The sequence below is a fragment of the Citrobacter sp. Cf136 genome, from assembly GCF_030333815.1.
In the GTDB taxonomy this organism is placed as follows: Bacteria; Pseudomonadota; Gammaproteobacteria; order Enterobacterales; family Enterobacteriaceae; genus Citrobacter; species Citrobacter freundii.
This window is the reverse complement of the sequence record NZ_JAOWFE010000037.1, coordinates 495,691-517,018: the sequence shown is the minus strand read 5'-3', so window position 1 is coordinate 517,018 and position 21,328 is coordinate 495,691. Positions and strand designations below refer to the sequence as shown.

Annotated in this window: 23 protein-coding genes; 19 read left to right on the top strand and 4 right to left on the bottom strand. The window is 52.5% G+C overall.

The genetic code is table 11. From position 1 onward, the window contains the following. Positions 1–104: 104 nt before the first annotated feature. The 4 genes from gltJ (at position 105) to rihA (ending at position 3,296) form a co-directional block, all read left to right on the top strand. Positions 105–845, top strand: coding sequence for a glutamate/aspartate ABC transporter permease GltJ (gene gltJ, locus OGV98_RS16205; protein ID WP_003022759.1), 741 nt, complete (start codon positions 105–107; stop codon positions 843–845). Further along, positions 845–1,519: a glutamate/aspartate ABC transporter permease GltK gene (gene gltK, locus OGV98_RS16200; protein ID WP_003022757.1), complete on the top strand. Its 675-nt coding sequence runs from the start codon at positions 845–847 to the stop codon at positions 1,517–1,519. Before gltJ ends, gltK begins: the two co-directional genes overlap by 1 nt. Then, positions 1,519–2,244, top strand: a complete 726-nt coding sequence (gltL, locus tag OGV98_RS16195; RefSeq protein ID WP_003022754.1) for a glutamate/aspartate ABC transporter ATP-binding protein GltL — start codon at positions 1,519–1,521, stop codon at positions 2,242–2,244. The genes gltK and gltL overlap by 1 nt, the downstream gene beginning before the upstream one ends. Before the next feature lie 116 nt (positions 2,245–2,360). Then, entirely contained in the window at positions 2,361–3,296 is a 936-nt protein-coding gene (gene rihA, locus OGV98_RS16190) for a pyrimidine-specific ribonucleoside hydrolase RihA (protein ID WP_048233267.1), read from the top strand. 96 nt (positions 3,297–3,392) lie between these two features. On the opposite strand, the gene OGV98_RS16185 is transcribed toward rihA, so the two are convergent. Beyond that, positions 3,393–3,875 (bottom strand): zinc ribbon-containing protein, encoded by a 483-nt coding sequence (locus tag OGV98_RS16185; RefSeq protein WP_003022748.1) that lies wholly within the window; start codon positions 3,873–3,875, stop codon positions 3,393–3,395. A 235-nt stretch (positions 3,876–4,110) separates the two neighbouring features. Here OGV98_RS16185 and leuS point away from each other — a divergent pair, with 235 nt between their 5' ends. The 4 genes from leuS to nadD are packed head-to-tail and all read left to right on the top strand — an operon-like array spanning position 4,111 to position 8,975. Continuing rightward, positions 4,111–6,693 carry a leucine--tRNA ligase gene (gene leuS / locus OGV98_RS16180; protein WP_202580687.1) on the top strand — a complete coding sequence of 861 codons (2,583 nt, stop codon included), beginning with the start codon at positions 4,111–4,113 and terminating at the stop codon, positions 6,691–6,693. A 14-nt stretch (positions 6,694–6,707) separates the two neighbouring features. After that, entirely contained in the window at positions 6,708–7,301 is a 594-nt protein-coding gene (gene lptE, locus OGV98_RS16175) for an LPS assembly lipoprotein LptE (RefSeq protein ID WP_138828308.1), read from the top strand. Further along, a complete protein-coding gene (holA, locus tag OGV98_RS16170; protein ID WP_003022740.1) occupies positions 7,301–8,332 on the top strand; it encodes a DNA polymerase III subunit delta in 1,032 nt (343 codons plus the stop codon). The genes lptE and holA overlap by 1 nt, the downstream gene beginning before the upstream one ends. A 1-nt stretch (position 8,333) precedes the next feature. Then, positions 8,334–8,975: a nicotinate-nucleotide adenylyltransferase gene (nadD, locus tag OGV98_RS16165; RefSeq protein WP_003022738.1), complete on the top strand. Its 642-nt coding sequence runs from the start codon at positions 8,334–8,336 to the stop codon at positions 8,973–8,975. Here nadD and cobD read toward each other — a convergent pair. Next, the gene (gene cobD, locus OGV98_RS16160) at positions 8,950–10,044 is read right to left on the bottom strand and encodes a threonine-phosphate decarboxylase CobD (RefSeq protein WP_121539834.1); all 1,095 of its coding nucleotides are present in this window, start codon (positions 10,042–10,044) and stop codon (positions 8,950–8,952) included. The two genes, nadD and cobD, sit on opposite strands and share 26 nt — an antisense overlap. A gap of 96 nt (positions 10,045–10,140) precedes the next feature. Here cobD and OGV98_RS16155 point away from each other — a divergent pair, with 96 nt between their 5' ends. The 10 genes from OGV98_RS16155 to lipA all read left to right on the top strand — a co-directional run bounded on the left by OGV98_RS16155 (position 10,141) and on the right by lipA (position 19,614). After that, a complete protein-coding gene (locus tag OGV98_RS16155; RefSeq protein WP_202580688.1) occupies positions 10,141–10,752 on the top strand; it encodes an adenosylcobalamin/alpha-ribazole phosphatase in 612 nt (203 codons plus the stop codon). A gap of 254 nt (positions 10,753–11,006) precedes the next feature. Continuing rightward, a complete protein-coding gene (gene rsfS / locus OGV98_RS16150) occupies positions 11,007–11,324 on the top strand; it encodes a ribosome silencing factor (protein ID WP_003022728.1) in 318 nt (105 codons plus the stop codon). A gap of 3 nt (positions 11,325–11,327) precedes the next feature. Next, positions 11,328–11,795, top strand: coding sequence for a 23S rRNA (pseudouridine(1915)-N(3))-methyltransferase RlmH (rlmH, locus tag OGV98_RS16145; RefSeq protein ID WP_003022725.1), 468 nt, complete (start codon positions 11,328–11,330; stop codon positions 11,793–11,795). A 30-nt stretch (positions 11,796–11,825) separates the two neighbouring features. Beyond that, the gene (gene mrdA, locus OGV98_RS16140) at positions 11,826–13,727 is read left to right on the top strand and encodes a peptidoglycan DD-transpeptidase MrdA (RefSeq protein WP_003022722.1); all 1,902 of its coding nucleotides are present in this window, start codon (positions 11,826–11,828) and stop codon (positions 13,725–13,727) included. A gap of 2 nt (positions 13,728–13,729) precedes the next feature. Beyond that, positions 13,730–14,842: a peptidoglycan glycosyltransferase MrdB gene (gene mrdB / locus OGV98_RS16135; protein WP_003022718.1), complete on the top strand. Its 1,113-nt coding sequence runs from the start codon at positions 13,730–13,732 to the stop codon at positions 14,840–14,842. Between the two features lie 10 nt (positions 14,843–14,852). Continuing rightward, entirely contained in the window at positions 14,853–15,962 is a 1,110-nt protein-coding gene (gene rlpA, locus OGV98_RS16130; protein WP_174501083.1) for an endolytic peptidoglycan transglycosylase RlpA, read from the top strand. A gap of 142 nt (positions 15,963–16,104) precedes the next feature. Beyond that, entirely contained in the window at positions 16,105–17,316 is a 1,212-nt protein-coding gene (gene dacA / locus OGV98_RS16125; RefSeq protein WP_003022711.1) for a D-alanyl-D-alanine carboxypeptidase DacA, read from the top strand. Between the two features lie 106 nt (positions 17,317–17,422). Then, the gene (gene ybeD / locus OGV98_RS16120) at positions 17,423–17,686 is read left to right on the top strand and encodes a DUF493 family protein YbeD (RefSeq protein WP_003022706.1); all 264 of its coding nucleotides are present in this window, start codon (positions 17,423–17,425) and stop codon (positions 17,684–17,686) included. Between the two features lie 114 nt (positions 17,687–17,800). Further along, on the top strand, positions 17,801–18,442 hold the full coding sequence (gene lipB, locus OGV98_RS16115) for a lipoyl(octanoyl) transferase LipB (RefSeq protein ID WP_003022703.1): 642 nt from the start codon (positions 17,801–17,803) through the stop codon (positions 18,440–18,442). A gap of 206 nt (positions 18,443–18,648) precedes the next feature. Next, a complete protein-coding gene (gene lipA, locus OGV98_RS16110) occupies positions 18,649–19,614 on the top strand; it encodes a lipoyl synthase (protein WP_003022702.1) in 966 nt (321 codons plus the stop codon). A gap of 98 nt (positions 19,615–19,712) precedes the next feature. Here lipA and tatE read toward each other — a convergent pair whose 3' ends face one another. Together tatE and OGV98_RS16100 are read right to left on the bottom strand one after the other, a co-directional pair. Further along, on the bottom strand, positions 19,713–19,916 hold the full coding sequence (gene tatE, locus OGV98_RS16105) for a twin-arginine translocase subunit TatE (RefSeq protein WP_003022699.1): 204 nt from the start codon (positions 19,914–19,916) through the stop codon (positions 19,713–19,715). A gap of 128 nt (positions 19,917–20,044) precedes the next feature. After that, on the bottom strand, positions 20,045–20,833 hold the full coding sequence (locus OGV98_RS16100; RefSeq protein WP_061548857.1) for a deaminated glutathione amidase: 789 nt from the start codon (positions 20,831–20,833) through the stop codon (positions 20,045–20,047). Between the two features lie 90 nt (positions 20,834–20,923). On the opposite strand from OGV98_RS16100, the gene crcB reads away from it, so the two are divergent. Further along, the gene (gene crcB, locus OGV98_RS16095) at positions 20,924–21,307 is read left to right on the top strand and encodes a fluoride efflux transporter CrcB (RefSeq protein WP_003831281.1); all 384 of its coding nucleotides are present in this window, start codon (positions 20,924–20,926) and stop codon (positions 21,305–21,307) included. Positions 21,308–21,328 lie beyond the last annotated feature (21 nt).

Here is a 21,328-nt window from a genome sequence, read left to right as displayed (position 1 = left end):
CTATAAGCCTGATGGTCGTTCCCCATCAGGCCTGAAAACCGCAAAACGCCGAATAACAATCTTCGAGGGTAGCGCTGCTACCCTTTTTTTTCTGGAGTAGATTTATGTCTATAGACTGGAACTGGGGTATTTTTTTACAACAGGCCCCGTTCGGCAACACCACCTATCTCGGCTGGCTCTGGAGTGGTTTCCAGGTCACGGTCGCGTTATCTATCACCGCCTGGATTATCGCTTTCCTCATAGGCTCTTTATTCGGCATCTTACGTACCGTCCCAAATCGTTTCCTTTCCGGGATCGGCACGCTATACGTTGAGCTGTTTCGTAACGTTCCGCTCATCGTTCAGTTCTTTACCTGGTATCTGGTCATTCCTGAACTGCTGCCGGAAAACATTGGCATGTGGTTCAAGTCGGAACTGGATCCCAACATTCAGTTCTTCCTCTCATCCATGCTTTGTCTGGGGCTGTTTACCGCAGCTCGCGTCTGTGAGCAGGTTCGCGCAGCGATTCAGTCCCTGCCTCGCGGGCAGAAAAACGCCGCGCTGGCGATGGGGCTGACTTTGCCGCAGGCCTACCGCTATGTGCTGCTGCCAAACGCATACCGCGTGATTGTTCCGCCAATGACCTCAGAGATGATGAACCTGGTGAAGAACTCCGCGATCGCCTCTACCATCGGCCTGGTCGATATGGCGGCGCAGGCGGGAAAACTATTGGATTACTCCGCCCACGCATGGGAGTCGTTTACCGCCATCACGCTGGCCTACGTCCTGATTAACGCCGTCATCATGCTGGTGATGAATCTCGTCGAACGCAAAATCCGCCTGCCTGGCAATTTGGGAGGCAAATAATGTACGAATTTGACTGGAGTTCTATCGTCCCTTCCCTGCCGTATCTGCTGGACGGGCTGATCATCACCCTGAAAATCACCGTTACGGCGGTCGTCATTGGTATTGTCTGGGGAACCATCCTTGCAGTAATGCGTCTGTCCAGCTTCGCGCCGATTGCCTGGTTTGCGAAAGGCTACGTCAACGTATTTCGTTCTATTCCGCTGGTCATGGTGCTGCTGTGGTTCTACCTGATTGTGCCCGGCTTTTTGCAAAACGTACTGGGTCTGTCGCCTAAAACCGATATTCGCCTGATCTCAGCGATGGTCGCGTTTTCGATGTTTGAAGCTGCGTACTATTCCGAGATTATCCGTGCCGGTATCCAGAGTATTTCTCGTGGGCAATCCAGCGCCGCGCTGGCGCTGGGGATGACACACTGGCAGTCGATGAAGCTGATCATTCTGCCACAGGCCTTCCGCGCGATGGTACCACTGCTGCTGACCCAGGGCATCGTACTGTTCCAGGATACCTCGCTGGTCTATGTATTGAGTCTGGCAGACTTCTTCCGTACCGCCTCCACCATTGGCGAGCGTGACGGCACACAGGTTGAAATGATCCTGTTTGCTGGCGCCGTTTATTTTGTATTCAGTCTGAGCGCATCGTTGTTGGTCAGCTATTTGAAGAAAAGGACAGTTTAATGATTACCCTGAAAAATGTTTCTAAATGGTATGGTCACTTTCAGGTGCTGACCGACTGCTCCACGGAAGTGAAAAAAGGTGAAGTGGTGGTGGTCTGCGGCCCGTCAGGTTCAGGTAAATCAACGCTTATCAAAACGGTGAACGGGTTGGAGCCGGTACAACAGGGCGTCATCACCGTTGATGGTACCGTGGTGAATGATAAAAAAACCGATCTGGCCAAACTGCGCTCTCGTGTTGGTATGGTGTTCCAGCACTTTGAACTGTTCCCACATCTGTCGATCATTGAGAACCTGACTCTGGCGCAGGTAAAAGTGCTTAAGCGCGATAAAAAGCCGGCCCGCGACAAAGCGCAAAAGTTACTGGAACGCGTTGGCCTGTCGGCACATGCCGAGAAGTTCCCGGCCCAACTCTCCGGGGGCCAGCAACAGCGTGTCGCTATCGCCCGGGCACTATGTATGGATCCTATTGCCATGCTGTTTGACGAACCGACATCGGCGCTTGATCCTGAAATGATCAACGAAGTACTGGACGTTATGGTTGAACTGGCCAATGAAGGGATGACCATGATGGTGGTGACCCATGAAATGGGCTTTGCGCGTAAAGTGGCGAACCGGGTGATCTTCATGGATGAAGGGAAAATTGTTGAAGACTCACCGAAAGAAGAGTTCTTCGCTAATCCGAAATCGGACCGCGCCAAAGACTTCCTCGCGAAAATCCTGCACTAATCTTGCTGGCGCGCATCTCCATGTGCGCGCCACCTCACGCTTTATCCCTTCGCCTCTCGAAACACATACAGCCCAGCGTTAACCTTGTCACAAAGTCCCACTTACAAGGAGCAACAATGGCACTTCCGATCCTGTTTGATTGCGATCCAGGTCATGACGACGCTATCGCAATTGTACTCGCCCTCGCCTCACCTGAACTGGATGTGAAAGCGATAACCTCGTCAGCCGGGAATCAGACTCCCGACAAAACGCTGCGTAACGTATTGCGCATGCTGACGTTGCTCAAGCGTACGGATATTCCCGTCGCCGGTGGCGCTGTGAAACCACTGATGCGCGATCTGATTATCGCCGATAACGTTCATGGCGAGAGTGGGCTGGATGGTCCGGCGCTGCCGGAACCCACTTTTGCGCCACAAGACTGTACCGCTGTGGAACTGATGGCGAAAACCCTGCGTGAAAGCCCGGAACAGATGACGATTGTCTCCACCGGCCCGCAAACTAACGTGGCATTGCTACTGAATAGCCATCCTGAGCTGCACGCCAAAATCGACCGTATCGTGATTATGGGTGGTGCAATGGGCCTCGGAAACTGGACACCCGCCGCCGAGTTCAACATCTTTGTGGATCCCGAAGCTGCGGAGATCGTATTCCAGTCGGGTATTCCGGTGGTGATGGCTGGTCTGGACGTGACGCATAAAGCGCAAATACATCGTGAAGATACCGAACGGTTCCGCGCTATTGGCAATCCTGTTTCAACGATCGTTGCTGAACTACTCGATTTCTTCTTTGAATATCACAAAGACGAAAAATGGGGATTCATCGGCGCACCGCTGCATGACCCATGTACCATTGCCTGGCTGCTGAAACCTGAACTGTTTACCACCGTTGAACGCTGGGTTGGCGTGGAAACTCAGGGTAAATATACCCAGGGAATGACCGTGGTGGACTACTACTTCCTGAGCGGCAATAAGCCAAACGCCACCGTGATGGTGGATGTTGATCGCCAGGGGTTTGTCGATTTGCTGGCAGAACGGCTGAAGTTTTACGCCTAATACACGCCGGATGCCGCTAACGCTTATCCGGCCTACAAAATCGTGCAATTTGTAGGCCGGAGAAGACGCTTTGCGTCGCCATCCGGCAATAAGCAATTACGGTTCAAACGGTCGGCGCTGAAACTGATCGTGTCCGCATTTCGGACACAGCGGCAGCACATCCGGGGTGTAAACCGCTAAATGGAAGTGGCACTTCTCGCAGACCAGATTACCTAATCCGACCACCTCGCCGCTGTGATAAACACCGTGATGACTGAGGTCCTGGAACACTTCGCGCCATTCGAGCTGCGTTTTATCGGTAATATCGGCCAGTTCCTGCCAGATACTCTCCTTGATAACCCGCATAAAGACGCTGTCTGTCTCCTCATCGAGACTTTCTTCATAGCTCAGAGCAAACTCTTCCAGGTCACGTCTGACGGCCCGAGTGAGCTCTTCCACCTCGGTTCGCGTTAACTCCCCGGTCTGCATAACTCGTTGACGCGCCTGCTCCACCAACGCATCGATATCGCGTTCGCCATTACGCAGACGTTCGCTCAGTGAAGCTACCAGTTCACGGTAATATTGAGCAACCTTGTTCATCGCTTCGCCTCCTGGGTCGTTAACTGTCTATAATAATAGACGTTATTTACGCTACGCTTTGCAAGACTGTCCACAGAGTGTGTAAATTCGTGCAAGAATTATCCTTGCGGGAATTCAACGCTGAATGCGCGAAAGGCTGTTTTGGCGCGGGCGTTTGGGCTATGCTATGCGGATCTGAAACACCACATCTAGAGCTACGTTTGTAGCTGTATTGAAAACAGGACCACTGGCTGCCATGCAAGAGCAATACCGCCCGGAAGAGATAGAATCCAAAGTACAGCTTCACTGGGATGAGAAGCGCACATTTGAAGTTACCGAAGACGAGAGCAAAGAGAAGTATTACTGCCTGTCTATGCTTCCCTATCCTTCTGGTCGACTACACATGGGCCACGTACGTAACTACACCATCGGTGACGTGATCGCCCGCTACCAGCGCATGCTGGGCAAAAACGTACTGCAGCCAATTGGCTGGGATGCGTTCGGTCTGCCAGCAGAAGGTGCTGCGGTTAAAAACAACACCGCGCCGGCACCGTGGACGTACGACAACATCGCATACATGAAAAACCAGCTCAAAATGCTGGGTTTCGGTTACGACTGGAGCCGTGAGCTGGCGACCTGCACCCCGGAATATTACCGTTGGGAACAGAAATTCTTCACCGAGCTGTACAAAAAAGGCCTGGTGTACAAGAAAACGTCTGCGGTCAACTGGTGCCCGAATGACCAGACCGTACTGGCGAACGAACAGGTTATCGACGGATGCTGCTGGCGTTGTGATACCAAAGTCGAGCGTAAAGAGATCCCGCAGTGGTTCATCAAAATCACCGCTTACGCTGACGAACTGCTGCGTGACCTGGATAACCTGGATCACTGGCCTGACACCGTGAAAACGATGCAGCGCAACTGGATTGGCCGTTCTGAAGGCGTAGAAATCACCTTCGATGTGAACGATTACGACAACACGCTGACCGTTTACACAACCCGTCCGGACACCTTTATGGGTGCGACCTATCTGGCCGTTGCCGCAGGTCACCCGCTGGCGCAGAAAGCCGCTGCAAATAACCCGGAACTGGCCGCCTTCATTGACGAATGCCGCAACACCAAGGTTGCTGAAGCCGAAATGGCAACCATGGAGAAGAAAGGCGTCGACACGGGCTTTAAAGCCGTTCACCCGCTGACTGGCGAAGAGATCCCGGTTTGGGCAGCAAACTTCGTCCTGATGGAATACGGTACGGGCGCAGTCATGGCCGTTCCGGGGCACGATCAGCGCGATTACGAGTTTGCGACTAAATATCGCCTGACCATCAAGCCTGTAATTCTGACCGCTGAAGGCGCAGAGCCGGATCTGTCCGAACAAGCTCTGACCGAAAAAGGGGTGCTGTTTAACTCCGGTGAGTTTGACGGCCTCGACTTCGAAGCAGCCTTCAATGCCATTGCTGACAAGCTGGTGGCTCTTGGCGTGGGTGAGCGTAAAGTGAACTACCGTCTGCGTGACTGGGGTGTTTCCCGTCAGCGTTACTGGGGCGCGCCGATTCCGATGGTGACATTGGAAGACGGTACCGTACTGCCGACGCCAGAAGACCAGTTGCCGGTTATTCTGCCGGAAGACGTGGTTATGGATGGTATTACCAGCCCAATCAAAGCCGATCCGGAGTGGGCAAAAACCACCGTTAACGGCATGCCTGCACTGCGTGAAACCGACACTTTCGATACTTTTATGGAATCCTCCTGGTACTACGCGCGCTACACCTGCCCGCAGTACAACGAAGGGATGCTGGATCCAGAAGCTGCCAACTACTGGCTGCCGGTTGATATCTACATTGGTGGTATTGAACACGCCATCATGCACCTGCTCTACTTCCGCTTCTTCCACAAGCTGATGCGCGATGCGGGTATGGTCAACTCTGACGAACCGGCTAAACAGCTGCTGTGCCAGGGTATGGTGCTGGCCGATGCGTTCTATTACGTTGGTGCAAACGGTGAGCGTAACTGGGTTTCTCCGGTTGATGCCATCGTTGAGCGCGACGAGAAAGGTCGTATCGTCAAAGCTCAGGACGCAGAAGGCCATGAACTGGTGTATACCGGCATGAGCAAAATGTCCAAGTCGAAAAATAACGGTATCGACCCGCAGGTTATGGTTGAACGTTACGGCGCCGACACCGTACGTCTGTTCATGATGTTCGCTTCTCCGGCTGATATGACGCTGGAATGGCAAGAATCCGGCGTTGAAGGGGCGAACCGCTTCCTGAAACGTGTCTGGAAGCTGGTTTACGAACATAACTCCAAAGGTGATGTAGCTGAACTGAACGTTGATGTGTTGAGCGAAGACCAAAAAGCGTTGCGTCGCGACGTGCATAAAACCATTGCTAAAGTGACCGATGATATCGGCCGTCGTCAGACCTTTAACACCGCAATTGCGGCGATTATGGAGCTGATGAACAAGCTGGCGAAAGCACCGCAGGAAGACGAGCAGGACCGCGCCCTGATGCAGGAAGCGCTGCTGGCCGTCGTTCGCATGCTGAACCCGTTCACCCCACACGTTTGCTTCACGATGTGGCAGGCGCTGAAAGGCGAAGGCGATATCGACAATGCGCCGTGGCCGGTAGCTGACGAAGCAGCAATGGTTGAAGACTCGACGTTGGTTGTTGTTCAGGTGAACGGTAAAGTCCGTGGCAAAATTACCGTTCCGGTAAATGCCACTGAAGAGCAGGTTCGTGAACGTGCTGGCCAGGAGCATCTGGTGGCAAAATATCTTGATGGCGTTACCGTACGTAAAGTGATTTATGTACCGGGTAAACTCCTCAATCTGGTCGTTGGCTAAGCGCGGGAGGAAGCGTGCGACTTCTGACAACATTGTTGTTATCTCTGGCGGTGCTTGTCACCGCCGGGTGTGGCTGGCATCTGCGTAGTACTACGCAGGTTCCACCCTCAATGAAAACCATGATTTTGGACTCTGGCGATCCGAACGGTCCGTTGAGCCGCGCGGTTCGTAACCAGCTGCGTCTGAACGGCGTGACGCTGCTTGAAGACGGTACAATGCGTAAAGACGTGACGTCCTTACGTCTTGGTGCGGTCACTATTTCCGCAGATACCGCGTCAGTATTCCAGAACGGTCAAACGGCTGAATACCAGATGGTGATGTCCGTGAGTGCTACCGTGCTGATTCCAGGTCATGATATCTATCCAATCAGCGCCAAAGTTTATCGTTCGTTCTTTGACAACCCACAGGCTGCGCTGGCGAAAGATAATGAGCAGGATATGATCGTAAAAGAGATGTATGACAAAGCGGCTGAACAGTTGATTCGTAAGCTGCCTAGCGTACATTTGGCGGACGTTCAGTCATCCAGAGTTGATGCTGAACCGGCGGAAAATAAAGCCGCGACGCCTGCGTCATCTCCGGCGCGTGTCTCCACCACGCTGGGTAACTGATGCTCAAGTTGTACCCTGAACAACTCCGCGCACAGCTCAATGAAGGGCTGCGCGCGGCGTATTTGCTCTTAGGTAACGATCCCCTCTTATTGCAGGAAAGCCAGGATGCCATCCGTCAGGCTGCTGCCACACAAGGGTTCGAAGAACACCACGCCTTCACTCTGGACAACAGCACCGACTGGGGAGAGATTTTTTCACTCTGCCAGGCGATGAGCCTGTTTGCCAACCGTCAAACCCTACTCCTGCAACTACCTGAAAATGGCCCCAATGCCGCCATTAACGAACAGCTCGCTTCACTCGTCACACTGCTACATAACGACCTGCTGCTGATTGTTCGTGGTAATAAGCTGACTAAAGCGCAGGAAAACGCCGCATGGTATACCGGACTTGCCAATAATGCGGTGCAGGTCAGCTGCCAGACGCCGGAGCAAGCACAGCTCCCGCGTTGGGTCGCCGCGAGGGCTAAACTCAATAACCTGCAACTGGATGACGCAGCCAATCAGCTGTTGTGCTATTGCTATGAAGGTAACCTGTTAGCACTGGCGCAAGCACTGGAACGGTTAGCATTGCTTTGGCCTGATGGCAAACTAACGCTGCCTCGCGTAGAGAAAGCCGTTAACGATGCGGCGCACTTTACCCCGTTCCACTGGGTGGATGCGCTGCTGATGGGCAAAAGCAAACGCGCGCTGCACATTCTGCAACAGCTACGTCTGGAAGGCAGTGAGCCGGTTATTTTGCTGCGTACGATACAGCGTGAATTGCTGTTGCTGGTCAACCTAAAACGGCAGTCGGCGAATACCCCCTTGCGCACGTTGTTTGATAAACACCGGGTGTGGCAAAATCGCCGAGGCATGATGGGTGATGCGCTAAACCGGCTGAACCCGGCACAGCTGCGTCAGGCGGTAACGCTGTTAACGCGTACGGAAATTACGCTTAAACAAGACTATGGTCAGTCAGTGTGGGCGGAACTTGAGGGACTGTCCCTTTTGCTCTGCCATAAATCACTGGCCGATGTTTTTATTGATGGTTGATATGAAATCATTGCAGGCTCTGTTCGGCGGCACCTTTGATCCGGTGCATTATGGTCATCTTAAACCGGTTGAAATTCTGGCGAATCTGATTGGTCTTTCCCGGGTCATCATCATGCCCAATAACGTGCCGCCGCATCGCGCGCAGCCTGAAGCGTCCGGTGAGCAACGTAAGCGCATGGTTGAACTGGCCATTGCTGATAAACCGCTGTTTTCCCTGGATGAACGCGAACTGAAACGCGACACGGCCTCCTACACCGCGCAAACGCTAAAAGAGTGGCGCGAGGAACAAGGCCCGAACGTGCCGTTAGCGTTTATCATTGGTCAGGATTCGCTGCTGACCTTCCCTTCCTGGCACGACTACCACACGATTCTGGATAATACCCATCTCATCGTGTGCCGACGTCCAGGTTATCCTCTCGAAATGACGCAGGAAAAGCACCAGCAATGGCTGGAGGATCACCTGACTCATTCGCCGGATGACCTGCACAACCTGCCTTGCGGAAAAATCTACCTGGCCGAAACGCCGTGGTTCAACATCTCCGCCACGCTCATTCGCGAGCGCCTGGAAAAAGGCGAGCCGTGCGACGACCTGATGCCAGGCGCAGTGCTTGACTATATCAATCAGCAGGGGTTGTATCGCTAAGCGTGTTGTTTAATGCCGCCAGCAGGCGGTCATTTTCTTCCTGACTGCGAACAGCAACTCGGTAATAACGCGCGTCCAACCCAGGGTAATTGGCACAACTGCGAATCAAGACATGCTGTTCCAGCAACATCCGTTGCAAATCAATATCCGCGCGATCGCAGCGTAATAAACGATAATTTGCCTGGCCGGGATACACCGTCAGGCCGGGCAGGTTTTGTAGCTGCTGCTCAAACCGCGCTCCCTCTTGTTCCAGCCATTTCCACGTCGCCTGCTGATAAGCGCTGTCGCGTAAAATAATCTCGCCAGCCAGAGCAGCAAACGCATTAATTGACCACGGCATTTGTCGGCTGCGCATTTGTACAACGGCCTGCTCGTTACTGTTGACCAGATACCCCAGACGCAGCCCCGGTATCGCATAGAACTTGGTGAGCGAGCGCAGCACCCAAATATGCGGATTATCCCGAAGTAGCGGAATAAACCCCGGCTCCCCGGCAATAAAATCGATAAACGCTTCATCAAGGATCAGATTGATCCCAAGCCGCTCACAACGTGAGGCAATCTCACGTAGCAGGCGGTTATCCGGTAGTAACCCGGTGGGGTTGTTGGGCGTGCAGAGAAACAGGCAGTCCAGCTCTGAGGTTAACGCATCGAGGATCGCATCGGTAAGCTGCCAGCCATCGTCTTCGCGCAGCGCAAACTCATGGATCGTACAGTCTCCCCATTGCAGCGCCCGACGATATTCAGCAAACCCAGGCGTCACGATCATCGCGTGACGTGGCTTCAGGCCATCTACCAGGGTAAAAATAGACTCGGTCTCACCGTTTCCGGCCAGGATCCACGAGGCCGGAATCTGATGATGCTCCGCCAGCGCTGCATGCAGTTGCGCGTAATCGACATCCGGGTAACGCTCCGCGCAGTCCATATTGTCGATAATTGCGCGTTTTAAACCTGCTGGCATACCCAGCGGATTAATATTTGCGCTAAAATCCAGCAATTGCTCAGGCGAGACGCCCAACAGTTCGGCGGCTTCTCGGGTATTACCACCATGCGCGCTCTTCAATAAAGACATCGTGCCGCTCCACGTAAAAAAAGGTATTTTAGTGAAAAATCTCTGCGCAATCAGGGCAAACATCATGTTTTGTGCGAATAACCCCAAGAGGAAAAAATGAGACTCTGGTTGGTACGTCATGGCGAAACCGAAGCCAACGTCGCGGGTTTATATAGCGGACACGCTCCCACACCACTAACAGAACGGGGAATAGCTCAGGCGCAAACGCTGAGTACGCTGTTACGCAATGTGCCTGTCGACAACGTTCTGTGCAGCGAGCTGGAGCGCGCTCGCCATACAACGCAGTTGATCTTAGGCGATCGCGAGATTCCTGTGCGTAAGATGCCTGAGCTCAATGAGATGTTTTTTGGCGACTGGGAAATGCGCCACCATCGAGATCTGGCGCGCGAAGACGCCGAAAACTACGCCGTGTGGTGTAACGACTGGCAGAACGCGACGCCCACTAATGGCGAAGGTTTTCAGGCATTTTCCCTGCGCGTGGAACGCTTCATTGCTCAACTCGATGATTACAAAATGTGCCAAAACCTGCTGGTGGTGAGCCATCAGGGTGTACTGAGCGTGTTGATCGCCCGTTTGTTGTCCATGCCGGCAGCAGCAATGTGGCATTTTCGCGTCGAACAAGGTTGCTGGAGCGCGATTGATTTTTGCGACGATTTTGCGGTTCTGAAAGTACTTAACAGCCGGGCTGTATGGCACGACGGAGAGTGAAAGCACTGTTTTTTCTGCCGAAGGGCTTCTCTCCCATTGACACCCCATGACAGGCTGTTATTCTCCGCAACCTGACTTTTCCCGCCCTTCAGAGCTTTGCAGAAATTGTTTTACAAAAATGGCGATGCATTCTGCGGCGTGGGGTGGGATGATAGCGCACTTCACAAGCGCTTTCGGAGACATTTGTCCCGATATCGCCTCTGGTTCAGGTATACTAACAGACGTTTTTAACTATTTTCACCCAGGGGGAACACTTGCAGGGTAAAGCACTTCAGGATTTTGTAATCGACAAAATTGATGACCTGAAAGGTCAAGACATCATCGCCTTAGACGTTCAGGGCAAATCCAGCATCACTGATTGCATGATTATCTGTACTGGCACGTCCAGCCGTCATGTAATGTCTATCGCAGACCACGTTGTTCAGGAGTCCCGCACTGCTGGTCTGCTGCCGCTCGGCGTAGAAGGCGAGAACGTCGCAGACTGGATCGTCGTTGACCTCGGCGATGTGATTGTCCACGTGATGCAGGAAGAAAGCCGTCGCCTGTATGAACTGGAAAAACTCTGGAGTTAATGCGTGAAGCTGCAACTTGTCGCTGTGGGTACGAAAATGCCTGACTGGGTGCAAACCGGTTTTACGGAGTATCTCCGTCGGTTTCCGAAAGATATGCCCTTTGAGCTGATCGAAATCCCGGCAGGAAAACGCGGCAAGAACGCGGATATTAAACGCATTCTCGACAAAGAGGGTGAACAGATGCTGGCTGCAGCAGGCAAAAACCGCATCGTCACCCTTGATATCCCTGGCAAACCCTGGGACACGCCGCAGCTGGCGACCGAACTGGAACGCTGGAAACTGGACGGTCGTGACGTCAGTTTGTTGATTGGTGGGCCGGAAGGTCTTTCTCCTGCCTGTAAAGCAGCAGCGGAACAAAGCTGGTCACTCTCAGCGTTAACCCTTCCTCACCCTCTTGTTCGGGTTCTGGTTGCGGAGAGTCTGTACAGGGCGTGGAGCATTACCACCAACCATCCTTATCACCGTGAGTGATCATTGATTCTTGAGTAGATTAAGCAGCGGATGAAACTACAGAATTCTTTTCGCGACTATTCGGCTGAGTCTGCGCTGTTTGTGCGCCGGGCGCTGGTCGCTTTTTTGGGGATTTTGCTGCTCACCGGCGTGCTGATCGCCAACCTTTATAATCTGCAAATCGTTCGCTTTACTGATTATCAGACCCGCTCGAACGAAAACCGCATCAAACTGGTGCCTATCGCCCCCAGTCGCGGCATTATTTATGACCGTAACGGAATCCCGCTCGCCCTTAACCGCACCATTTATCAGATAGAAATGATGCCAGAAAAGGTCGACAACGTTCAGGATACCCTCGACGCGCTGCGTAACGTCGTAGACCTGACGGACGATGACATTGCCGCCTTTAAAAAAGAGCGCGCCCGTTCACACCGTTTCACATCCATTCCGGTAAAAACTAACCTGAGTGAAGTTCAGGTCGCACGCTTTGCCGTTAATCAATATCGCTTTCCTGGCGTCGAAGTTAAAGGTTATAAACGCCGCTACTACCCCTACGGCTCTGCGCTGACCCATGTCATTGGCTACGTATCAAAAATCAACGATAAAGACGTAGACCGCCTGGACAAAGACGGCAAACTGGCTAACTACGCGGCGACGCACGACATCGGCAAGCTGGGTATTGAACGTTATTACGAAGATGTACTTCACGGCCAGACCGGTTATGAAGAGGTTGAAGTGAACAACCGCGGCCGCGTCATTCGCCAGCTGAAAGAAGTGGCGCCGCAGGCCGGGCACGATATCTATCTCACCCTCGATTTGAAACTCCAGCAGTACATTGAAACGCTGCTGGCGGGCAGTCGCGCCGCCGTGGTGGTTACCGACCCGCGTACCGGCGGCGTTCTCGCGCTGGTGTCCATGCCGAGCTACGACCCGAACCTGTTTGTCGATGGTATCTCCAGTAAAGATTACTCTGGGTTGCTCAATGACCCGAACACCCCATTGGTTAACCGCGCCACGCAGGGTGTTTACCCTCCTGCTTCGACAGTTAAACCTTACGTCGCGGTTTCTGCATTAAGTGCAGGTGTCATCACCCGCAATACTGGTCTGTTCGATCCTGGTTGGTGGCAATTACCGGGCTCTGAAAAACGTTACCGTGACTGGAAAAAATGGGGACACGGCCATCTGAACATCACCCGTTCTCTGGAAGAGTCGGCGGATACGTTTTTCTATCAAATTGCCTATGATATGGGGATTGACCGGCTTTCAGAGTGGATGAGCAAATTCGGCTACGGCAAATATACGGGCATCGATCTCGCTGAAGAACGCTCCGGCAATATGCCAACCCGCGAGTGGAAGCAAAAACGGTTTAAAAAGCCATGGTACCAGGGTGATACCATTCCGGTCGGCATCGGTCAGGGTTACTGGACTGCAACTCCAATCCAGATGAGTAAAGCGCTGATGATCCTTATCAACGACGGTTTGATAAAAGTTCCGCATCTGTTGATGAGCACGGCAGAAAATGGCAAGCAGGTTCCGTGGGTACAGCCGCACGAACCGCCCGTTGGTGATATTCATTCTGGATACTGGGAAATCGCGAAAGACGGCATGTACGGTGTAGCAAACCGCCCTAACGGTACTGCGCACAAGTATTTCGCTAGCGCACCTTACAAAATTGCGGCGAAATCCGGTACTGCCCAGGTCTTTGGCCTGAAAGCCAATGAAACCTATAACGCGCACAAGATCGCCGAGCGCTTACGTGACCACAAGCTGATGACGGCCTTCGCACCCTATGATAAGCCCCAGGTTGCTGTCGCCATAATCCTTGAAAACGGTGGCGCGGGCCCGGCTGTGGGTACCATTATGCGCCAGATCCTTGACCACATTATGTTGGGCGACAACAACACCAATCTGCCTGCAGAAAACCCCGCGGTTGCAGCAGCGGAGGACCAATAATCGTGACGGATAATCCGAACAAAAAAACATTCTGGGACAAAATCCACATCGATCCCACGATGTTGCTTATTTTGCTGGCGCTGCTGGTTTACAGCTCGCTGGTCATCTGGAGTGCCAGCGGCCAGGATATCGGCATGATGGAGCGCAAGGTCGGCCAGATCGCAATGGGCCTGGTCATCATGGTGGTGATGGCGCAAATCCCGCCCCGGGTTTATGAAGGCTGGGCACCCTATCTCTATATATTCTGCATCATCCTGTTGGTGGCGGTAGATGCCTTCGGCGCGATATCCAAAGGAGCGCAGCGCTGGCTGGATTTAGGTATTGTGCGTTTTCAGCCTTCCGAAATTGCCAAGATTGCCGTGCCGCTGATGGTCGCACGCTTCATCAACCGTGATGTTTGCCCGCCATCGCTAAAAAATACCGCCATTGCACTGGTGCTGATATTTATGCCCACCCTGCTGGTGGCCGCTCAGCCTGACCTCGGTACCTCAATACTGGTCGCCCTTTCCGGTCTGTTTGTTCTGTTCCTTTCTGGTTTAAGCTGGCGTTTAATCGGTGTTGCGGTGGTTCTGGTTGCGGCGTTTATCCCGATACTGTGGTTCTTCCTGATGCATGATTACCAGCGTCAGCGCGTCATGATGTTGCTCGATCCGGAAACCGATCCACTGGGTGCGGGTTATCATATTATTCAGTCTAAAATTGCTATTGGCTCCGGCGGTCTACGCGGCAAGGGCTGGCTGCACGGTACACAGTCGCAGCTTGAGTTTTTACCCGAACGTCACACGGACTTTATCTTCGCGGTATTAGCAGAAGAGCTGGGTCTGGTAGGGATCTTAATTCTGCTTGCGCTGTACATTTTGCTGATTATGCGCGGATTATGGATCGCTGCCCACGCGCAAACCACCTTTGGTCGCGTCATGGCAGGTGGTTTAATGTTGATATTATTCGTTTATGTCTTCGTAAATATTGGTATGGTGAGCGGTATTCTGCCCGTGGTTGGCGTTCCTCTCCCACTGGTCAGTTACGGAGGCTCGGCACTTATCGTGCTGATGGCCGGGTTCGGGATTGTTATGTCGATCCACACCCATAGAAAAATGTTGTCGAAAAGCGTGTAAGGGGTACGCAATGCGTAAGCAGTGGCTTGGTATCTGCATCGCAGCAGGAATGCTCGCGGCGTGTTCGAGTGATGATGGTCAGCAACAGGGTGCTGTCGCGCCGCAGCCTGCGGTGTGCAATGGTCCGATTGTTGAAATCAGCGGGGCCGATCCGCGCTTTGAACCCCTGAACCCAACGGCGAATCAGGACTATCAACGTGATGGTAAGAGCTACAAAATCGTCCAGGATCCTTCCCGCTTTAGCCAGGCAGGACTTGCCGCTATCTATGATGCGGAACCCGGAAGCAACTTAACCGCGTCTGGTGAAGCGTTCGACCCGATGCAACTGACCGCAGCGCATCCCACGCTGCCAGTCCCAAGCTATGCCAGAGTAACTAACCTGGCAAACGGCAGGATGATTGTCGTGCGCATAAACGATCGCGGCCCTTATGGCAACGATCGCGTGATTTCACTTTCACGTGCAGCAGCAGACCGTCTGAATACCTCCAACAACACCAAAGTGCGTATCGACCCGATCATCGTCGCCCAGGATGGTTCATTGTCCGGTCCGGGTATGACGTGTACGACAGTCGCAAAGCAAACCTATGCCCTGCCCGCGCGTCCTGATTTAAGCGGTGGCGGTAATATGGGAAGTATGCCTTCGCCATCGGATGCGGGTCAGCCGCAAGGCGATATTCGTCCGATCAGCAATTCCACGCTGAAAAGCGATGATCCAACCGGTGCGCCAGTGAACAGCGGTGGATTCCTCGGTGCGCCAACCACCCTCGCCGCAGGCGTGCTGGAAGGTAGCGAGCCGACTCCGGCTCCGCAACCGACCATCTCCGCACCGGCAACACCAACCGCACCAGCAGCAACACCAACCGCCGTCGCGGCACCAGCTCCAGCGGCAGTAGCCAACGGACGTTACGTGGTTCAGGTTGGCGCAGTCAGCGAGCAGTCGCGTGCGCAGCAGTATCAAAAACGTTTAAGCCAGCAGTTTGGCGTCCCAGGTCGGGTGGTACAAAATGGCGCAGTCTGGCGTATCCAGATGGGGCCGTTCGCCAGCAAAGCTGAAGCCTCCACATTGCAGCAGCGTCTTCAATCCGAGGCGCAATTACAGTCCTTCATCACCGGCGTGTAATAACGTAAATCAGGTATCTGAACTGTCAGTTTCTGTAAATGACATTAACAAAGTCACGCGGAAAGTCAGATGCCTGCCCGTTTTGCATTTGCTATAGTAGGGCACTTTTTTAAATTTCATCACGGACGTCGTAGTTCAGACCATGAAGACCACTTTTTCCGCTCGTTTCGTGCAGCGTATGGCGCTCACCGCGGCTCTCTGCGCAGCTTCTCTCTCTGCTGCCCATGCCGATGACCTGAATATTAAAACCATGATCCCGGGTGTTCCGCAGATCGATGCGGAGTCATATATCCTGATTGATTACAATTCAGGCAAAGTTCTGGCAGAACAGAACGCAGACACTCGCCGCGACCCCGCCAGTCTGACCAAAATGATGACCAGCTACGTCATCGGCCAGGCGATGAAAGCCGGCAAGTTCAAAGAAACCGATCTGGTCACTGTAGGCAATGACGCCTGGGCTACAGGTAACCCGGTCTTTAAAGGTTCATCGTTGATGTTCCTGAAACCTGGAATGCAGGTTCCTGTTTCCCAACTGATCCGTGGTATCAACCTACAATCTGGGAATGACGCGTGTGTGGCAATGGCGGACTTCGCAGCCGGTAGCCAGGATGCTTTCGTCGGTCTGATGAACAGCTATGTGAACGCGCTGGGCCTGAAAAACACCCACTTCCAGACCGTTCATGGTCTCGATGCTGACGGTCAGTACAGCTCGGCTCGCGATATGGCGATGATTGGCCAGGCGCTGATTCGTGACGTGCCTAACGAATACTCTATCTATAAAGAAAAAGAGTTCACCTTTAACGGTATTCGTCAGTTAAACCGTAACGGCTTGCTGTGGGATAACAGCCTGAATGTCGACGGTATCAAAACCGGTCATACCGACAAAGCTGGCTATAACCTCGTTGCATCCGCAACCGAAGGTCAGATGCGTCTGATCTCTGCCGTCATGGGTGGCCGCACCTATAAAGGTCGCGAAACCGAAAGTAAAAAACTGCTGACCTGGGGTTTTCGTTTCTTTGAAACCGTGAATCCACTGAAAGTCGGTAAAGAGTTTGCTTCAGAACCGGCCTGGTTTGGTAACACCGATCGTGCATCGTTAGGCGTAGATAAAGATGTCTACCTGACTATTCCGCGCGGCCGCATGAAAGATCTGAAAGCAAGCTATGTGCTGAACACCACAGAACTGCATGCACCGCTGCAGAAAAACCAGGTTGTCGGCACCATCAACTTCCAGTTGGATGGCAAAACCATCGAACAGCGCCCGCTGGTAGTCCTGCAGGAAATCCCTGAAGGCAACTTCTTTGGGAAAATCATTGATTACATTAAATTAATGTTCCATCACTGGTTTGGCTAAAAATCGAACACTTGAAAGTGTGATTTACGTCCCCATATACTAGGTATCCAGATAACTCCCACACGCTGTGGGAGTTATTATTTATTGATGTAACGCCGGAGCTGACATGAAAACCAAACTTAACGAACTGCTTGAATTCCCTACTCCATTTACTTACAAAGTAATGGGGCAGGCGTTGCCTGAGCTGGTTGATCAGGTGGTTGAAGTGGTACAGCGCCATGCGCCAGGTGATTACTCTCCGACGGTAAAACCGAGCAGCAAAGGCAACTACCACTCGGTCTCAATCACTATTACTGCTACACACATTGAGCAGGTTGAAACGCTGTACGAAGAATTAGGTAATATCGATATCGTACGCATGGTACTGTAAAAACCTGTTGGTTACCCGCTGCATCCCCGCTCGGGTAACCCCTCCCTCCTGTGATATACTTTTCCCCCTCTTTTATATTCTCTACTCTATGTGAGTATCTACGGAGATGCCGTTTTGTATCAGGATAAAATTCTGGTCCGCCAGCTCGGTCTTCAACCTTACGAGCCAGTTTCTCTGGCCATGCACGAATTCACCGATACCCGCGATGAAAACAGTTATGACGAAATCTGGCTAGTAGAGCATTATCCTGTTTTTACCCAGGGTCAGGCAGGTAAAGCAGAGCACGTACTGATGCCGGGCGATATTCCGGTGATCCAGAGCGATCGTGGCGGCCAGGTGACCTACCACGGGCCGGGCCAGCAGGTCATGTATGTGCTGTTGAACCTGAAGCGTCGCAAACTTGGCGTTCGTGAACTGGTTACGCTGCTGGAACAAACCGTCGTCAACACACTTGCGGAAATCGGCATTGATGCCCACCCGCGAGCCGATGCGCCTGGCGTATACGTCGGGGAGAAGAAAATCTGCTCTTTGGGATTACGTATTCGTAGAGGATGTTCGTTTCACGGCTTAGCGCTCAACGTGGATATGGATTTATCGCCTTTCCTGCGTATCAATCCTTGTGGTTACGCCGGAATGGAGATGGCGAAAGTATCGCAGTGGGATAGCGCAGCCACGACCGAGAGCGTTCGCCCACGCCTGCTGGCCAACATATTAGCGCTGTTGGGTAACCCACCGCACGAGTACGTTGCAGACTGAAAATACGGTCATACTTTGCCACGGCAAATGTTGTGGCAAATGGCACAAAACAACAACTATTTTACATTTTGCCAGCCTGTCAGGCTGCTTTCTGGCCCGTTTCAATGATATACTGCGTATCACTAATTCAAAAATAGTTGATAAATGCAACATTCCCTTGAATTGAAACGCTTTCCTTCGTAATTCGCAACTGGAACACGCAAGCTATGAGTAAACCCATTGTGATGGAACGCGGTGTTAAATACCGCGATGCCGATAAGATGGCTCTTATCCCGGTAAAAAATGTGGCAACAGAGCGTGAAGCCCTGCTGCGTAAACCGGAATGGATGAAAATAAAACTGCCAGCGGACTCCACTCGCATCCAGGGCATCAAAGCGGCAATGCGCAAAAATGGCCTGCACTCTGTCTGCGAAGAAGCTTCCTGCCCTAACCTGGCTGAATGTTTCAATCACGGAACCGCAACCTTTATGATCCTCGGCGCAATCTGTACCCGCCGTTGCCCATTCTGTGACGTTGCCCATGGCCGTCCGGTTGCTCCGGATGCTAACGAGCCGTTAAAACTTGCTCAGACGATTGCTGACATGGCGCTGCGCTATGTCGTCATTACCTCCGTTGACCGCGACGATCTGCGTGACGGCGGCGCTCAGCACTTTGCTGACTGTATCACCGCTATTCGTGAGAAAAGCCCGTCGATTAAAATCGAAACGCTGGTGCCTGACTTCCGTGGTCGTATGGATCGCGCGTTGGATATCCTCACCGCCACGCCGCCAGACGTGTTTAACCACAACCTCGAAAACGTACCGCGTATTTATCGCAATGTACGTCCGGGGGCTGACTACAACTGGTCGCTGAAGCTTCTGGAACGTTTCAAAGAAGCGCACCCGGAGATTCCGACTAAATCAGGTCTGATGGTTGGTCTGGGCGAAACCAATGCAGAAATCATTGAGGTCATGCGTGACCTGCGCAGTCATGGCGTGACCATGCTGACGCTGGGGCAGTATTTACAGCCAAGCCGTCACCACCTGCCGGTTCAACGTTATGTAAGCCCGGATGAGTTCGATGAGATGAAAGCCGAAGCTATGGCCATGGGCTTTACCCATGCAGCCTGCGGTCCATTCGTTCGCTCTTCATACCATGCTGACATGCAGGCCAAAGGGCTGGAAGTGAAGTAATCGTGTAATACTCACTTACATATCAGCAATAAAAAAACCGGCAAATTGCCGGTTTTTTTTCATGCAGAGTATGCAGTATGAGCATCATGCTCCTGACATTACTCTTTATGAGAAAGCTTCTCAGCCTGAACGCTACCATCAGCATCTTTCTTAGCATCGGCATTATCGTCGTTCATTGCTTTCTTGAAGCCCTTGATTGCCGTTCCCAGGTCTCCACCCAGTGTACGTAACTTCTTGGTACCAAACAGCAGAACAACCAGTGCGGCAACCACCAGCAGTTTGGTAATACTAATCTCACCCATAGATACCTTCTTCACTTAAACCAGGCTGCATAAAGCGCCATATTAACCTGAGAATATTAACGGCCTTTCGACGCGCGCACACAATAGCAATCTGTAACAAGGTGAATCAAGCCTTGTTTAAAAAAACGTCATAATAATTGCGGTGGCGCAAAACGTCGGTTACTTAACACCGGAAGCTGTGCTCTGACCTGCCTTACCCGCTCTGCAGAAACCTCGGCCATAATTAGTGCAGGCGTTTCCGCCGCCGCAGCAATGGTCACACCAAAAGGGTCGATGACCCGGCTTTGGCCGATATTCTTATTACCGCACTCTCCCGCCGCAATCAGGTAACACGTTGCATCTAACGCTCTTGCAGCCAAAAGCGTAGACCAGTGATGCTCTTTAAGCGATCCCCGTACCCAGGCTGCGGGTAATACGATAATTTCCGCTCCCTGCAATGCGTGCGCCAGCGCCAGCTCAGGGAAGCGCAGATCATAACAGGTCATTAACCCTACTTTTAACCCGCCTACGTCCAGCAGCGGCGCTATGGCGTCCCCTGCATCCACATTTCGTGACTCCTGAATCGAAAAGGCGTCGTAGAGATGTAATTTAGCGTAATGGGCAACTACCTGACCTGCCCGTAGCGCCACCAGCATGTTAAACGCCCGTCCAGGCACAGAGGGTACATGAATCGTCAGGATTGTTGTCATCTCGTTTTGCGCGCTTTCTCGCAGCAAGCGCGTCAAAAACCCGCCTTCCAGCAATTGAGCTGATTTCACTGACAGGTCAGGGTCCAGATCGTCACGGGCCAGAAGCGCTTCCGGTAATACCAGTAACGATGCCCCCTCTCCCGCAGCCTGAGACATCAGTAAAACGCAGGTTTCTGCATTTTTTTCCCATGAAGGTCCCACGGCAAATTGCCCTGCTGCAACGAACATATTCCCTCCAGAAAACGTTGTTAGGCTCGCCAACCACGATTATTCAGCGTTACACTCATCCTATATACAATCAAATAGCAGGATTACGCAGTGTTACAACTCCTTTTAGCGGTTTTTATCGGTGGTGGTACAGGTAGTGTAGCAAGATGGATGTTGAGCATGAGGTTTAACCCGCTACATCAGGCCATTCCATTCGGTACGCTGGCTGCAAACTTACTTGGCGCATTTATCATTGGTATGGGTCTGGCATGGTTTAATCGCATGACAAACATTGATCCAATGTGGAAGGTACTGATTACAACTGGCTTTTGCGGGGGACTAACAACATTTTCCACTTTCTCGGCTGAGGTGGTGTTTTTGCTACAGGAAGGACGCTTTGGTTGGGCTATGGTGAATGTGCTGGTGAATCTGCTGGGATCATTTGCGATGACCGCCCTGGCATTCTGGCTGGTTTCGGCCTCTCCCGCACACTGAGGCGAAAAAAACCCGCAATTA

Coding starts and splice junctions, on each gene's coding strand:
- gltJ (WP_003022759.1), top strand. CDS start 105: ATGTCTATAGACTGGAACTGGGGTATTTTTTTACAACAGGCCCCGTTC.
- gltK (WP_003022757.1), top strand. CDS start 845: ATGTACGAATTTGACTGGAGTTCTATCGTCCCTTCCCTGCCGTATCTG.
- gltL (WP_003022754.1), top strand. CDS start 1,519: ATGATTACCCTGAAAAATGTTTCTAAATGGTATGGTCACTTTCAGGTG.
- rihA (WP_048233267.1), top strand. CDS start 2,361: ATGGCACTTCCGATCCTGTTTGATTGCGATCCAGGTCATGACGACGCT.
- OGV98_RS16185 (WP_003022748.1), bottom strand. CDS start 3,875: ATGAACAAGGTTGCTCAATATTACCGTGAACTGGTAGCTTCACTGAGC.
- leuS (WP_202580687.1), top strand. CDS start 4,111: ATGCAAGAGCAATACCGCCCGGAAGAGATAGAATCCAAAGTACAGCTT.
- holA (WP_003022740.1), top strand. CDS start 7,301: ATGCTCAAGTTGTACCCTGAACAACTCCGCGCACAGCTCAATGAAGGG.
- nadD (WP_003022738.1), top strand. CDS start 8,334: ATGAAATCATTGCAGGCTCTGTTCGGCGGCACCTTTGATCCGGTGCAT.
- cobD (WP_121539834.1), bottom strand. CDS start 10,044: ATGTCTTTATTGAAGAGCGCGCATGGTGGTAATACCCGAGAAGCCGCC.
- OGV98_RS16155 (WP_202580688.1), top strand. CDS start 10,141: ATGAGACTCTGGTTGGTACGTCATGGCGAAACCGAAGCCAACGTCGCG.
- mrdA (WP_003022722.1), top strand. CDS start 11,826: ATGAAACTACAGAATTCTTTTCGCGACTATTCGGCTGAGTCTGCGCTG.
- rlpA (WP_174501083.1), top strand. CDS start 14,853: ATGCGTAAGCAGTGGCTTGGTATCTGCATCGCAGCAGGAATGCTCGCG.
- dacA (WP_003022711.1), top strand. CDS start 16,105: ATGAAGACCACTTTTTCCGCTCGTTTCGTGCAGCGTATGGCGCTCACC.
- ybeD (WP_003022706.1), top strand. CDS start 17,423: ATGAAAACCAAACTTAACGAACTGCTTGAATTCCCTACTCCATTTACT.
- lipA (WP_003022702.1), top strand. CDS start 18,649: ATGAGTAAACCCATTGTGATGGAACGCGGTGTTAAATACCGCGATGCC.
- tatE (WP_003022699.1), bottom strand. CDS start 19,916: ATGGGTGAGATTAGTATTACCAAACTGCTGGTGGTTGCCGCACTGGTT.
- OGV98_RS16100 (WP_061548857.1), bottom strand. CDS start 20,833: ATGTTCGTTGCAGCAGGGCAATTTGCCGTGGGACCTTCATGGGAAAAA.